The organism is Dysgonomonas sp. UBA7630 (assembly GCF_002483985.1).
Lineage (GTDB): Bacteria > Bacteroidota > Bacteroidia > Bacteroidales > Dysgonomonadaceae > Dysgonomonas.
Window position 1 is genome coordinate 30,714 of record NZ_DLIY01000028.1, and the last position, 14,513, is coordinate 45,226.

Consider the following 14,513-nt stretch of genomic DNA (forward strand, 5'->3'; position numbering starts at 1 on the left):
TTATTCTTTTACTTCGTTATTATCCTTATTCAGAAGCCTGTCTATATTTTCCAGATAATCGAGCGAGTCGTCCAAATAAAAAGCCAGTTCGGGAATTACACGTAGTTGTTTACCTACTTTTTGTCCCAAGTCGAAACGAATGCTTTTTACATTGGTTTTTATATTATCAAGCAATTCATTTCCTTTCTCGGAAGGGAAAATACTCAGGTATATTTTTGCTAGTCCAAGATCGGGTGTTACACGTACAGTGCTCACTGTTACAAGTACACCTTTCATCTGTTGGGTTTGTTTTCTGAAAATCTCACTCAGCTCTTTCTGGATGAGCCTGTTTATCTTTTGTTGTCTGGTCGTATCCATCCTTAATTATTTTAGCTTACAAAGGTAATACAAAATAGTTACAAGTAGCAAGCTATTTAAATCGTTAGCAACTTTAATATATCTATCCGTACATTCAAGTCTGTGGAGATTTGAGTCTTATTTTTTCCATATCAATGTCAACCCGTCGCGAATCGGCAGAATAACTTTTTCTACTCTGTCGTCCTTCGCTATCATGTCATTGAATTGTTGTATCCCGATTGTTTGTTTGTCCGATGGTTTTGGAGTTTCCAGTACATGCCCGTCCCACAATGTGTTATCGGCAATGATAAGTCCACCGGGGCGTACCTTGTCGAATATGAGATTATAATATTCAATGTAATGGCGTTTGTTTGCATCAATGAATACGAGATCGAAGGTGCGGTCTATCTGAGGGATTATTTCCATTGCATCTCCTATATGAAGATGTATCTTATCTTTAAGTTTCGATTTGTGCAGGTGCTTTAAAATGAAGTCCTCGAGTTCGTCGTTTACTTCTATGGTATGTATTTCAGCATCATTGTCGGCTCCTTCCGTCAAACATAGGGTTGCGTATGCCGTATAAGTTCCTATTTCGAGAATATATTTAGGATTCATCATTCTGCAAAACATTTTGAGCATACGTCCTTGCAGATGTCCCGATAGCATTCTTGGTTTTAATAAATTTACGTGAGCGTCCCTGTTTAATTGTTTGAGTAGCTCGCTTTCTTGATCGATACGAGAAAGAATATAGCTTTCTATAGCTTCGTCCTTTTCCAATGACATGGTTTATAACTGAATCGGTTTATAATTTAACGCTTTGTCTACAATTTCTTCCGAAGATAAATTTTCATAGTAGATCAAATCAGATATTGCAGGGTGGGGCACATTTCTGTGTAATAACTCTAACATCTCATTCAATTGATCTTCTGTGTACTTCTCTACATCCAGAATTTGTTCTACTAATTGTATCAATTCTTTTCTGGTCATAGCCTGCAGATATCGGTGTATTCTGCAAAACTAAGATATTTATTTATAAATTGTTGCTTAAAAAAGCATTCTTATGTAATTTATTTTTTATATTTAGCATATTGTTACATCTAAATTTAATTATCATGGGAAGAGCAGTCGATAAAAATTCAGCGCCCCATTATTTTTGGGGAGACAAATGTAGCAGTTGGATCCTGATGAGTAGGGATTCTTTATCTGTAAAAATTGAAACCATGCCTGCAAATACAAGAGAAACTTTACATTACCACTCTCTTGCAAGGCAATTCTTCTTTATGACAAAAGGAACGGCAATATTTTACGTTGAAGGCGAACGTGAAGTTGTTAACGAGCAGCAAGGTATCTTGATAGAGCCTATGGTGAAGCATTATATTGCCAATGAGACTTCAGAGCCTATCGATTTCCTTCTTGTCTCTCAGCCTGACAATGATTCAACGAATGACCGAACAGATTGTGAATAAAAAAGAAAGGGTGCGATTGCACCCTTTTATCTTTCATTCAGAATTATATCCTCAATTAGTCTACAGGAACGAAGAATTTCTCACCTTGTTCCATTACAGCACCAACTTTTTCGATTTCAAGGAAAGATGTTCCACCTTTACCATCAGAGAAAGTTCCACTCAAATAAGTAACATAGTCACCCGAGCTTAATACTCCGTCTAATTGAAGTTGGTTTAATGCTCTAACGAAATATTCTTTGTGATTTTTAGTAAGACCGGCATCTTCTTGGAAGTGAGGATCTACACCGTAACTCAAAGATAACCAGCGAGCAACTTCTTCCTTGTTGCAGAATGCATATACAGGACATTTGCTGCGGAATGCGGCAAGAGTACGTGCTGTACGTCCGGTCATACTGTCTGTAACAATCGCTTTCACTCCAAGTTGGTTACAAGATTTAACAGCTTGCTTAGCTAGGAATGATGTTCTTCCATGATCTCTATCTTTGAAAGGAACCGGCATTGCTTTTTCTTCTAATTTAGATTGTTCGGCAGCAGCAGCAATCTGAGCCATAGCGCGAACAGCCTCGATCGGATATTTACCATAAGCAGTTTCTCCACTAAGCATCACTGCGTCTGTTCCATAATATACTGCATTTGCAATATCTGTAACCTCTGCACGAGTAGGACGTGGATTTTCGATCATTGTGTGCAACATTTGAGTTGCCACGATAACCGGTTTTTTATATTNNACGGCTTTACGGATAAGCAAACGTTGGATTCCAGGTATTTTTTCTTGTGGAACTTCAATACCAAGGTCTCCACGAGCTACCATCACGCCATAAGCTGTTTCGTATATTTCGTCGATATTGTCAACGCCTTCTTGGTTTTCAATCTTAGCGATGATTTTGATTGGGCTGTTGTATTCGTCCAAAATCTTTTGTACGTCCAACACGTCTTGTTTATGTCTTACGAAAGAGTGAGCGATGAAGTCAGCTTTGTTTTTGATAGCGATTTCAATGCTTCTTCTGTCTTTTGCTGTGATCGAAGGAAGGTTTACTTTTACTCCAGGGATATTAACGCTCTTGCGGCTACCGATTGTACCATCGTTTTGTACTTCGCAAAGTAGATATTCTGCAGTTTTATCGATTACTTTTAGTGCAGTTTCTCCGTCGTCAATCAATAGTGTGCTGCCTACCGGCACGTCTTCTATAATGCTTGGATATGAAAGTGAAACTTGCTCGGGAGTAGATAGGAAGTTGATATCACCGATAACTTTGATTTTGTCTCCGGTTTTAACAACTATTTTTTCTCCTGAAGCTGTAGCTGTTGTACGTATTTCCGGTCCTTTAGTATCCATCATAATACCAATGTGTGAAGATACGGCACGTACATTAGTCATTACTTTGATAAACCCTTCTTCTGTCATGTGGGCAGAGTTCATCCTTACAACATTGATCCCTTCGTTATATAATGCACGAATAAAATCAACATCACAACGCATGTCTGAAATTGTAGCTACAATTTTCGTTTTTTTCTGAGTCATAAATGGAATTTTATTTAATATATAGTTCTTTAAAAGATTTGCACTTGCAATCTTATATTTTCTTTGCTTTCAGAAAATAGTCGATAGCAAATTCGTATGATAACAGACCTAACCCAACGACAGAACCTTTGCAGGCTGCAGCGATCATTGATTTGTGTCGGAAATTCTCACGGGTATGAATGTTTGAGATATGCACCTCAACTACCGGAGTTGTTACAGCCTTTATGGCATCATGTATGGCAATGGAAGTATGCGTATATGCTCCCGCATTGAGCACAATGCCATCGTATGTAAATCCGGTTTCATGTATTTTATCTATAATAGCTCCTTCGTGATTGGACTGAAAATAAGATAATTCGCAATCTGGATAGTTTTGTTGCAATTGGGTAAAATAATTTTCGAAAGAAATGTTTCCGTAAACTTCCGGTTCACGTTTTCCCAACAGGTTCAAATTTGGTCCATTTAGTATCAATATCTTCATTATATCAGCTATTTAGCCCCAATTATTTGCGTTTCGAATAATCAGAGCACAAAAGTACTACTTTTTCTTTGAATGATATAATCTTATAACAATTAAAAATCAAGATTAGTTTTGTTTACCTAAAGCTTGCAATATGTCAGCTTTAAGGTCATCCGGATCTTCGAGGCCTACAGAGAGGCGCATAAGATTACTTTCTATACCCATTATCTCCTTCATCTCGGGTGTGAATGTGCCGTAGATGGTTGAGTCCGGGTGTATAATTAATGTTTTATTGTCGAATAAGTTTGTTGCTCTGCGGATAATGCAAAGTTTATCCATGAAGTCGTAACAAGCTTTTTTGTCTTTCAGGCTGAATGTCAGCATAGCACCCGGATTACCAACAAACAGAGAATCCGATATGTTTTTATATGCAGAGCTGGCTAATTTTGGATAACCTACTTTGACAACATCCGGCAATTGTGAAAGCAATTGCGCCAATTCATATGCTGTTTCAGACATTTTTTCGAAACGTAATTCCAGCGTTTCCATGCCTAGCGATTGTTGGTAGGCTGTATCTGGGTCCATTGCAGCCCCTATGTTGCGGGCTATCTCACGTTTCAACTTAAATGAGAACTGAGATACGCCTACTGTTTTTGCTACATTAGCTAAACGCTTGTTGTGCGTCCAATCGAACGTACCGTAATCGAGGATTGCTCCTCCAATACTCGTAGCTCCACCTGATATATATTTTGTTGTAGAAACTACCTCAATATCTACACCTGCTTTTCTGGCATCGAAGCCACACCAAGGAATAATAGTGCTATCAACGATCATAGGTACATTTCTAGCTCTCAATATCTTTGATATCTCGGGGAGATTGGCGATCTCTAAATGCGGGTTAGTGATTAATTCGCAAAAGAAGGCACATGTATTTTCGTCAATAGCTGATGCTATCTCTTCCAGGTTGTCGGTGTTTACAAAGCGCACCTCAACACCGAATGCCGCAAGGGTAAATTTAAATAGTGAAAATGTATTGCCAAATAAGTGAGGTGATGTTACAATGTTACTTCCGGCATAAGCAATGGTAAGGAAGGTGTTTGAAATTGAGGCCATTCCTGATGCTACCATCATTACGTTCTCTGCTCCCGATGCTGTTTTAATCTTTCGTTCCAGATTTTCTACAGACGGGTTCGTTATGCGTGTATATGTGTGTGATGGGATCTCTTCTTTGTACTGAAAAGCAGCGGCTATACTTTCAGAGTCGGCAAACTCGAAAGCAGCGTTGCGGTAAATAGGCATAGATATTGCACCATGCACATCTTTTTTGAAAAAATTTTCACTGATAATGCGGGTGGAAAATTTCTTGTTTTTGGAGTCTTTTTCAACCATGAATTACGTTCTTTGATATTTTGATTGTCAAAGGTATAAAAGACTTGTGAAAATCCTGTTAAGATGAAATTGAATTATGATTTCCTCACTAAATCTTTTCTTCTTATTATCGGAACATTTTTGTCGTTTATATATAACACAGGGAAATAACCCTCACTTAAGCTCCATCCTGCATTCCGTTTGTTTATTTCTTTTTTAGGATAGGCTTTTACATATATATCACTGTCACTTTCTTCTTCATGTATAAGAATAGCTTCTTTTTTGAAAGACACTTCATGTTTAGCCAAGAGGTCGTGAAGAGATATTTCTTTTGCCAGATTTGTGATATAGTATTTATCATGTCGGCGTGTATTGTTTGCAAATGCGGCATAAGTGTAGTCACCTTTGTCTCCCAATGGTGCGGCAAGACAAATATGAAAAGCCCCTTCTGTAGTGATTGCAACTTTCAATATGTGTCTTTTCAGTGCTTTTAGCCAAATAGTGCCAACAGTGAACAAAAAAAGATAAGGGATAATATACCACGATACGAGCATGTCACTATTGAACAAGTATATTATTCCTACAAGTCCGACAAACAAGAAACATATAGGTGGTACCATCAGTAGTGTTTTCCACCAGAATGTGTTATTGAAGTAATGCCTTTTGAAGTCATAATCTTTCTCGAGTTTAGCGTAATCGTTTGCCTTCATCTTAGCTTTATATAAATTGTTTTTTTTGAAATCTATACCGTTTCTATTCTAGAGAAACAAGGTTGTTTATTTAACATAAGCAAAGTTAAAATGCTTTGATCATTAAAACGTCTGCTAAAAGCATAAAGTTTCTAAATATGAAAAAATTAAAACATCTGTTATAAAAAAGACGTGTCACTTTCAAAAAAGCGTTAATTTTACAAACGGATACGAGATTAATATGATTTATCTTTTCCTGTCTTTGTCAATTTAATTATATATACTCATATTTTGTAGAGAAAATGAATGACAATTTCCCCACATGTAACGATAAAGGCCTGACTTATTCCAAATTCAAAAGATTGATGAAGGGGTTGGATTCTAATCTCACTCCTGATGAATTTGAGAAAATAAGGAAAGTCATAAAGAAGGCATTGGCTGATGGTGTCTATGCTAAAGATGAGAAGATTGGTAGTATTACAGACCTTACAGTGAGTTCATCTATTATTCTTATGGAAGAGCTTGGGCTGAAAAGTGCTGCAATTCTGGCCTTACTTGTCTATCGTCCTGTAATGCATAAGTCGATATCGCTGGAAGAGGTATCTACTGTATTTGGTAAAGATATAGCAAATATTGTGTCGGGGTTGATGAAGATCAATGCTTTGGAAATGAACGAGTCGGCTATGGCTTCGGACAATTACATAAAGCTGTTGATAACACTCGCCGAGGATATGCGGGTAATTCTTATAAAAATAGCGAGCCGGCTCCATCGTATCCGAAATGCCGAAAAGTATGGCGAACAACATCGATTGCAATTGGCTGTAGAAGTTTCGTTTCTTTATACTCCACTGGCACACAAGCTGGGACTGTATAATATAAAAACGGAGTTCGAAGACCTTTATCTGAAATATACCGATAGAGAGTCTTATGACTATATTGTAGAAAAAATAAGTGAAAGTAAAGCCTCACGTGATAAATACATTGCCGAATTTATAGCACCAATAGATGCCAGACTGAAAGAGACCGGGCTGAAATATGATATAAAGGGGCGTGTGAAGTCTATCTCATCTATTAATAATAAGCTGAAAAAGCAAAAGATAGATTTTGAGTCGATTTATGACTTGTTTGCTATTCGCATAGTCTTAAACTCCCCTTTAGATAAAGAAAAACCTGAGTGTTGGCAGACGTATTCGATTGTAACCGATCTTTATACACCGAATCCAAAGAGGCTGAAAGATTGGCTTTCTATTCCTAAAAGCAATGGTTACGAGTCGTTGCATACCACGGTTATGGGGCATGAATCCCGTTGGGTAGAGGTACAGATACGTACCCGTCGTAGGGATGAGATTGCTGAGCGTGGATTGGCAGCACACTGGAAGTATAAAGGTGTGAAAAGTCAGTCGAAGATGGATGACTGGTTGACCGGACTGCGTGAGATGCTCGAAAATAAAAGTCTTGACTCGGGTGAGAAATTAGAAAACTTTAAGCTCGACCTTTACGATGACGAGATTTATGTATTTACGCCAAAGGGAGACTTGCATAAACTGCCGAACGGGGCAACAGTGCTTGATTTTGCATTTTCTATACACTCTCGGATTGGTTCTACCTGTGTTTCGGGTAAAGTGAATGGACGTAATGTTTCTATCCGCCATAAATTGTCGAACGGAGACCAAATAGAGATCCTAACTTCGCCCAATCAGTCGCCAAAACAAGACTGGCTCAATTTTGTAACTACGTCGAAAGCGAAGAACAAAATACGTCAAAGCCTCAAAGAAGAAGCGAACAAGCAGGTGGAGATTGCTAAGGAACAACTCAAGCGTCGGGTAAAGAACAGGAAGATAGAAATCAACGAGTCGATAATGATGCGTTTGATCAAAAAGCTTGGTTTCAAGACAATCACCGACTTCTATATTAAGATAGCAGAAGAAAGTCTTGATGTCAATTCTGTTATAGATCAATATCTTGACCTAGAGAAAAAAGAAACAGAACAGCATGATAAGCATGAGGCTATAAGTGCCGAGAATTACGTTGTATATACTCCCGAAACAAAGAAAGATTCTTCGAGCAAAGAAGAGTTAATTATAGATCAAAATCTGACAGGGGTGGATTATAAGTTGGCAAAATGCTGTAATCCAATATATGGTGACGAGATATTTGGCTTTGTATCCTCACAGGGAATAAAGATACATCGAGTAAATTGTCCCAATGCCCATGATATGTTTTCGCGTTTCGCTTATCGTGTGATTCCGGCGAAGTGGTCGGGCAAATCGGGCTCTACCTATACTGTTACGCTGAGGATAATAGGGAATGATGATATCGGTATTATTAACAACTTGACCTCTATTATAGCCAAAGAACAGGGTATAAACATGCGTTCTATCAGCATCGACTCGAATGATGGACTGTTTCAGGGTAATATGTCGGTGACACTGAATAATACAGATATGCTCAATGGGCTGATAAAAAAACTGAAAACGGTGAAAGGTGTGAAGGAAGTGAGTCGCCTTGCGTGAATTGACATACTTCATCTGAAAATATAGAGTAGCATGGATTTTATTCATGCTACTTTTGTCTTTTATTTATTGTAATTAGCTATATTTGAAGAAGGTAATCTGAATTGGAGTGGCTATGAAAAAAATAATAGTTGTTTTATTATTTATTATTCCTTGTTTGTGTTTTGGACAAGGGATGGCTTTGCCTGATATAAAAATAGATTATAGAATGAAATCACTTTCAGTAGTATCGTCTTCTAATTACCCTGCTATACTAGATCCTTTAAATATATCATTCGAGCGAGGCTTTCGGATTATAATAGACATGCCTACTATTAAAAACTCTATTCCACCTCTTTTTATTGTGGATGGAATAGTTATGGAGTCAGATAGCTTAAATACTCTTAGTTTAGATGAAATAAAGTCTATAGAAGTCTTTAAGGAAAATCCTCCACTGATATGTTCTAACCGTTTTAATGGTATTATTCTTATTACGACAAAAGGTAATGAGCCGATTGATTTAGATGATCTTTGCGAAATAACAGTCCTTGATCCCGGTTATGAAACTTTCTTGCTTATGCAAAAGCCCAAAGAATTCTATTCTGCATCTTCGTTAAAGGTGCAAAATGCAATGATGGTAAACGAATGGAATTATCGTTATAGTCAACCGCTGCACTACAACCCCGATATCTATGAAGTGAAAATTGATTATGAAGCAAATAGATATTATGGGTTAGAATTTGAATATCGTCTGTATATGTTTTTTAAGTTTATGGAAAAAGAGCATCGGATTGCTATATTGAATGATTCGCAAACTATCGTTTTATAATAATCTTTGAATGGTTTCGTTCTTTAGCTTTTCTTCTCAATACATACCAACACAAACTCTTTTTCGACCTTGTAATATGCCTTAAACTGGGCATGTTGTGGCGACCGTCTCTCTCTGGCATTGAATGTTCCTTTCTCTTTAGGAGTAAACTTACTTACAAATAAATTTTTTCGGAAATCAACACCTTCGGTATCAAGGTACTTAAACATAGCTTCTTTTGCCGACCAGTGGAGTAGGAGGTGGATGAGTTCATTGTCCTTGTCAATATACTCCTTGTCAGAAATAAGACGACTTTGTACTCTTCTTATCTTTTCTGATATATGCTCCACATCCAGTCCTATGGGTTTCTTTTTATTGATCGCTACAGCTACATAACCCTTGGTATGGGACACGCTCATGTGATATGATTCATCGGCAAGGAATGGTCTTCCCGTAGTGTTGTAACGCACTTCCTTTTCTTCTCCAGTAAGTGCTTTTATTAATACCCTCGTTGATAATATTTCGAGTACTCTCGATTCGGCTTTTACTGTATATATATTCTTAATCCATTCGTGATGGGCAAGTAGAGAAAACAGCTCTTGGCTGGTTTCCTCTATCTTCCATATTCCCAATAGGGTTGAATCGGTTATATATTCCTTGTAATATAGCATAATTCTACTTCAAAGGTAGAACTTTTTTCATCAAATCGGTGAATATAGCAGCCATACGTTGTTGTATATACTTGTCTTCCCCGTTGTACGGATGCCATCCATACTCTACACCATTTACCTTCTCGTTATTATGAGCATATAAAATGCTATATTGCTTTCCGGTAACGGGGTGGAGGTGATTTTTAGAGAAACCAATATATTTGTCGAATTCTACAACCGGAAAACCCCATCTGTCAGCCAGCTTGCGTATTGCAGAATTGTATATTATGCGTGCGTCATGCCAGTGCGTGCATAGAACTATGATAGCAGGTTTGCCGCTCGGGGTATTATAATACTTTGAATTTTTATCAAATTTCAAATTGTAACAATCAGTAATGTAATGCTTGATGACATAATCGTATGCAGCGGCATAATTTGACCTGTCGAAGGGTGTCTTATAATCTTTATAGTTTTCTTTAAGACCGTTTTCACTGGCAACATCTTCATCGTGTACATGCATTATTACGAAAGCATCTATCTCTTCTAGTTGCTGTTTTGTATAAAGCGTATCGGCTGCCATCTTATTTGCCGCATCAGCAATAGCTTCTCCCCCTATAGCCTTGTTTATGGGAGTAGCATCGAGCGTTTTGCAAGCTAATTCGAACCAACCGTTGTTTGATGAGGCAAACGATGCGCCTGTTAATAAGATAGTGTATTTGTTCTTTTCTGGAGACTGGGCGTAGATGTTTAATGCCCCTAACAAAATTGTAAATAATAATAGCTTTATCATTTTTCCCTTTATTTTTCCGCGAAACTTTCTTTCAAAATTTCGCCAAAGGTAAATGTTTTAGAGCTATTGTGATAATTTTATTGTGGGTTTAATATTGTTAAATAATACATAATGTCTATTCTTCAACTTTAATTGGATATATGCAAAAAAAAGCATCATTATTAATGATGCTTTTTTATATATGAAATCAAGTACTTTTAGTCTATATAAGCTAAGACCTGATTCTTTTGAACTTTTGCGCCTTGTTTTGTTTCTATTTGGATAATCTTTCCTGAAGTAAGAGCTTTTACTTCTTCGATACCATAATAAGTTTGAACAAAACATACAACATCACCTTCTTTTACAGATGTGCCAACAACAGGAGCAGTAGAAACATCGTCTACATCAACTTGCCAAATAACTTGTCCGCTAACAGTAGCTTGAAGAGGTTTTGCTTCCGGATATTTAGCTTTAATCGCTTCCGCATCAAATGCAGGTACTTCTACTACCTGACGTGTTACGATGATTGGAGCTCCGGCTTTTTCCTTTTCTTTTTCAAGGTCTATATTGAAACGTTCTTTTGCCAATCCTGATTTGTAGTCACGGTATTGACGGTCGTGCATTGCCAATTCAAACAATTCTTCGTCATCTTGTCCGTAATCCCAGCCGTTTTCATCCATTTCTTTGCGATATGAATCAAGAGCATCAGGATATTCATCCTGAGGATTACCTGTATAGAATTCAAGTCCTTTTGCTTTAGCCAACTCAACGATTTCTTCATCCAGCTTGCCGGGAAGCGTACCTGTTTTACCAAGTATCATATTCCAGCTGTCTTTGTCGATGTTAGAGAAACGAGGTTGTCCCTGAGCCATCGAGAATATATTCATCAATGCTATATTTTTCACATATTGGCTGAACGGCGTTACGAGTGGCGGATAACCAAGTTTAGGCCATATATATTCTACTTCTTCGAATAACTGTACTACAAGGTCATTCAAAGTAACTTCAGCTTTACCATTGTTGCGAAGAGCCATATTGATAGCCGAATGCATACCTCTAAGGTCGGCCATCATAGATCCCATCATACCTCCCGGAAGACCACAGCCTACAAGCAGAGACGTCATTATTTTATTTGAAGGGTCGATCCAATATCCTAAGAAGTCGTCTATGAATGATTGTGTCAATGCACGGGCTTCCATATAAGCGCTCATGTTGATATCAGGTACAGAGAATCCTGCGTTTTTGAGCATTGCCTGTATTGTGATAATATCAGGATGCACCATTCCCCATGCTAAAGGTTCGATTGCTGTATCTACATAGTCAGCACCTGCACGTGCAACTTCGAGCATAGAAGCCACAGAGAAGCCCGGACCTGTGTGTCCATGATACTGAATCGGAATATTTGGATGGCGGTCTTTCAGTGCTTTCACTAATTTACCAAGGAAAGCAGGACGTCCTACACCGGCCATATCTTTTAAGCATAATTCGTCAGCTCCAAACTCTACTAATTTGTCAGCAAAGTTTACATAGTATTCTACTGTATGGATAGGGGACGAAGTAATACAAAGAGCAGCCTGAGAAATCATACCGGCTTCTTTTGCATATTTTACAGAAAGTTCAAGGTTGCGAGGGTCATTCAATCCATCAAACGAACGAGAGATATTAGTCCCTTGTGCATGTTTTACTTTAAACATCAATTGACGAACATCTTTTGGAACAGGGTACATGCGTAGAGCATTTAATCCACGTTCAAGCATGTGCGTTTGGATGCCAACTTTGTTGAAAGGAGCTGTCCATTCACGAACTGCTTTGTTTGGATTTTCTCCGTAAAGCAAATTTACTTGTTCAAAAGCGCCACCATTCGTTTCAACACGAGCAAAACATCCCATGTCAATAATAACCGGTGCAACTTGTGTCAATTGGTCAACACGCGGCTGGTACTTTCCCGATGACTGCCACATGTCACGATAAACGAGGCTGAATTTAATTTCTCTTCCCATAACTTTTTTTAGGTATTATACTGATAAGAGTAACATAAAATGCAGGCTATGTACACTCTAAATATATTAATTCATTAATTGTATATCAATCCTTTAATAGCCTCACAAATTTAGCTTTTTATATCCGAATAAATAAACAAAAACAATATTAAAATTGTCAATTTGTCATAAAAAAAACGTAATCTTTCTATTTTTTGTTCACTACTTATATGGGTTGCACAAAGAAGATAAAAGTGCGCAATCTTTTTGATTCTGAATGTAAAATTAACCCTTCTGGAGAAAGGATGTGATTCTATAATACTTATGCTGCGAATGGATTGAGAATCTTATCTGTATTTTTTGATAAAAAACGAAACCCCCATTGATTTATATCAATGAGGGCTTACTTATATGAATAGGTCTTTTTTATCCTTTTAATGCTTTGTCCATTGCAGCAGCAGCTTTACGTCCATCACCCATGGCGAGAATAACTGTTGCGCCCCCACGAACGATGTCGCCCCCGGCATATACATCCGGCAGGTCAGACTGCATTGTTTCCTGATTCACAATTATTGTTCCCCACTTAGAAACTTGAAGACCTTTAAATGTTGAAGGAATTAATGGATTTGGAGATACTCCAACACTGACTATTACTTCATCTATATCGAACCATTCAGTAGCTCCTTCGATTGCGATAGGCTTACGACGACCAGATGCGTCCGGTTCACCAAGCTCCATCTTCTGTAGGAGCATTCGCTTTACATGACCTTTTTCATCACCTTCGTACTTGATTGGATTATGCAGCGTATAGAACTCAATACCTTCTTCTTTGGCATGTTTTACCTCCTCTATACGGGCTGGCATTTCCTCTTCCGATCGGCGGTAAATAATATATGCTTTTTCTGCACCCAAACGTTTTGCTGTACGTATCGCATCCATAGCAGTATTACCTGCACCTATAACGGCAACTTTCTTTCCCATTTGCACAGGGGTGTCACTTTCCGGGTTTGATGCATCCATCAGGTTGACACGGGTGAGGTATTCATTAGACGACATCACTCCAATCAGATTTTCTCCCGGAATATTCATGAAGTTAGGAAGCCCTGCTCCGCTTGCAGCAAAAATTCCTTTGAAGCCTTTTTCTCTCAGGTCTTCGTGGGTAATCGTTTTTCCAACAATGCAGTTCTTTACGAACTTAACTCCCATATCACGAAGCACATTTATTTCAACGTCTACTATTTCGTTTGGAAGACGAAACTCTGGAATACCGTATTTAAGAACCCCTCCTATCTCGTGTAGTGCCTCAAATACAGTTACGTCATATCCTCGTTTTGCCATATCTCCGGCAAAAGAAAGTCCGGCCGGGCCTGATCCTACAGCCGCTATTTTTATGCCATTGGCAGGAGCTAGTTCGGGTATAGCTACTTGTCCGCTTTCACGCTCATAGTCTGCCGCAAAGCGTTCCAAGTATCCGATAGCTACCGGCTCTTTTTTCATCTTTTGTATATAGATGCATTTCGCTTCACACTGCTTTTCTTGTGGGCATACACGTCCGCATACAGCAGGCAAGGCGCTTGTTTCTTTCAGCACTTTAGCCGCTTCAAGAAATTCACCACGCTCTATGTTTTTAATGAAGGTTGGTATTTGGATTCCCACCGGACAACCTTCCATACAAGTAGGGTTTGCGCAGTCGAGGCATCGTTCCGCTTCTGCCATAGCTTGTTCGGCGGTAAGTCCTAAATTAACTTCTTCTTTCAGGGAGTGGCTTCTGTATTCAGCATCCAACTCGGGCATGTGTACACGAGATTTTTCTCCTCGTTCTTTAGCCTTCATGGTTTTACGCAGTTCCTCTCTCCATGGTTCGCTTCGGCGTGCTTGTATATATTCTTGTTCTGTCATTTTTTAGTCGTAAGTTGTAAGTAATTAGTTATAGGTAATAAGACTGAGCTGATATTTTTAATTTTACTCAATAAT

General features: G+C 38.3%; 14 protein-coding genes. 3 read left to right on the plus strand and 11 right to left on the minus strand.

Annotation, left to right across the window (positions count from 1 at the left end; all coding sequences use genetic code 11):
* The 3 genes from rbfA to B3P17_RS12250 form a co-directional block, all read right to left on the minus strand.
* Complete coding sequence (gene rbfA, locus B3P17_RS12240) at positions 1–357, minus strand: 30S ribosome-binding factor RbfA (protein WP_252638461.1); 357 nt, start codon at positions 355–357, stop codon at positions 1–3.
* Positions 358–474: 117 nt separating this feature from the next.
* Positions 475–1,119 carry an O-methyltransferase gene (locus B3P17_RS12245; protein WP_252638462.1) on the minus strand — a complete coding sequence of 215 codons (645 nt, stop codon included), beginning with the start codon at positions 1,117–1,119 and terminating at the stop codon, positions 475–477.
* 3 nt (positions 1,120–1,122) lie between these two features.
* Positions 1,123–1,323, minus strand: coding sequence for a bacteriocin immunity protein (locus tag B3P17_RS12250; RefSeq protein WP_135107076.1), 201 nt, complete (start codon positions 1,321–1,323; stop codon positions 1,123–1,125).
* Positions 1,324–1,556: 233 nt separating this feature from the next.
* Between B3P17_RS12250 and B3P17_RS12255 the strand changes: the two genes are divergently transcribed.
* The gene (locus tag B3P17_RS12255; protein ID WP_291105670.1) at positions 1,557–1,802 is read left to right on the plus strand and encodes a cupin domain-containing protein; all 246 of its coding nucleotides are present in this window, start codon (positions 1,557–1,559) and stop codon (positions 1,800–1,802) included.
* A gap of 55 nt (positions 1,803–1,857) precedes the next feature.
* On the opposite strand, the gene pyk is transcribed toward B3P17_RS12255, so the two are convergent.
* The 4 genes from pyk to B3P17_RS12275 form a co-directional block, all read right to left on the minus strand.
* Positions 1,858–3,324, minus strand: a complete 1,467-nt coding sequence (gene pyk / locus B3P17_RS12260; RefSeq protein ID WP_291105672.1) for a pyruvate kinase — start codon at positions 3,322–3,324, stop codon at positions 1,858–1,860.
* 52 nt (positions 3,325–3,376) lie between these two features.
* Positions 3,377–3,805 carry a type II 3-dehydroquinate dehydratase gene (gene aroQ / locus B3P17_RS12265; protein WP_135107067.1) on the minus strand — a complete coding sequence of 143 codons (429 nt, stop codon included), beginning with the start codon at positions 3,803–3,805 and terminating at the stop codon, positions 3,377–3,379.
* A 105-nt stretch (positions 3,806–3,910) separates the two neighbouring features.
* Positions 3,911–5,173, minus strand: coding sequence for a PLP-dependent transferase (locus B3P17_RS12270; protein WP_252638464.1), 1,263 nt, complete (start codon positions 5,171–5,173; stop codon positions 3,911–3,913).
* 74 nt (positions 5,174–5,247) lie between these two features.
* A complete protein-coding gene (locus B3P17_RS12275) occupies positions 5,248–5,862 on the minus strand; it encodes a hypothetical protein (RefSeq protein WP_252638465.1) in 615 nt (204 codons plus the stop codon).
* A gap of 281 nt (positions 5,863–6,143) precedes the next feature.
* On the opposite strand from B3P17_RS12275, the gene B3P17_RS12280 reads away from it, so the two are divergent.
* Both B3P17_RS12280 and B3P17_RS12285 read left to right on the plus strand, forming a co-directional pair.
* Positions 6,144–8,354 carry a RelA/SpoT family protein gene (locus tag B3P17_RS12280; RefSeq protein WP_291105675.1) on the plus strand — a complete coding sequence of 737 codons (2,211 nt, stop codon included), beginning with the start codon at positions 6,144–6,146 and terminating at the stop codon, positions 8,352–8,354.
* A 115-nt stretch (positions 8,355–8,469) separates the two neighbouring features.
* Complete coding sequence (locus B3P17_RS12285; RefSeq protein ID WP_252638467.1) at positions 8,470–9,162, plus strand: DUF6146 family protein; 693 nt, start codon at positions 8,470–8,472, stop codon at positions 9,160–9,162.
* A 23-nt stretch (positions 9,163–9,185) separates the two neighbouring features.
* On the opposite strand, the gene B3P17_RS12290 is transcribed toward B3P17_RS12285, so the two are convergent.
* The 4 genes from B3P17_RS12290 to gltA form a co-directional block, all read right to left on the minus strand.
* On the minus strand, positions 9,186–9,812 hold the full coding sequence (locus tag B3P17_RS12290) for a 4'-phosphopantetheinyl transferase family protein (RefSeq protein WP_252638468.1): 627 nt from the start codon (positions 9,810–9,812) through the stop codon (positions 9,186–9,188).
* Positions 9,813–9,816: 4 nt separating this feature from the next.
* Positions 9,817–10,581: a DUF5040 domain-containing protein gene (locus B3P17_RS12295; RefSeq protein ID WP_291105678.1), complete on the minus strand. Its 765-nt coding sequence runs from the start codon at positions 10,579–10,581 to the stop codon at positions 9,817–9,819.
* Between the two features lie 197 nt (positions 10,582–10,778).
* The gene (locus B3P17_RS12300) at positions 10,779–12,560 is read right to left on the minus strand and encodes a biotin/lipoyl-containing protein (RefSeq protein ID WP_006842002.1); all 1,782 of its coding nucleotides are present in this window, start codon (positions 12,558–12,560) and stop codon (positions 10,779–10,781) included.
* Positions 12,561–12,965: 405 nt separating this feature from the next.
* Positions 12,966–14,438 carry an NADPH-dependent glutamate synthase gene (gltA, locus tag B3P17_RS12305; protein WP_252638470.1) on the minus strand — a complete coding sequence of 491 codons (1,473 nt, stop codon included), beginning with the start codon at positions 14,436–14,438 and terminating at the stop codon, positions 12,966–12,968.
* Positions 14,439–14,513: the final 75 nt, after the last annotated feature.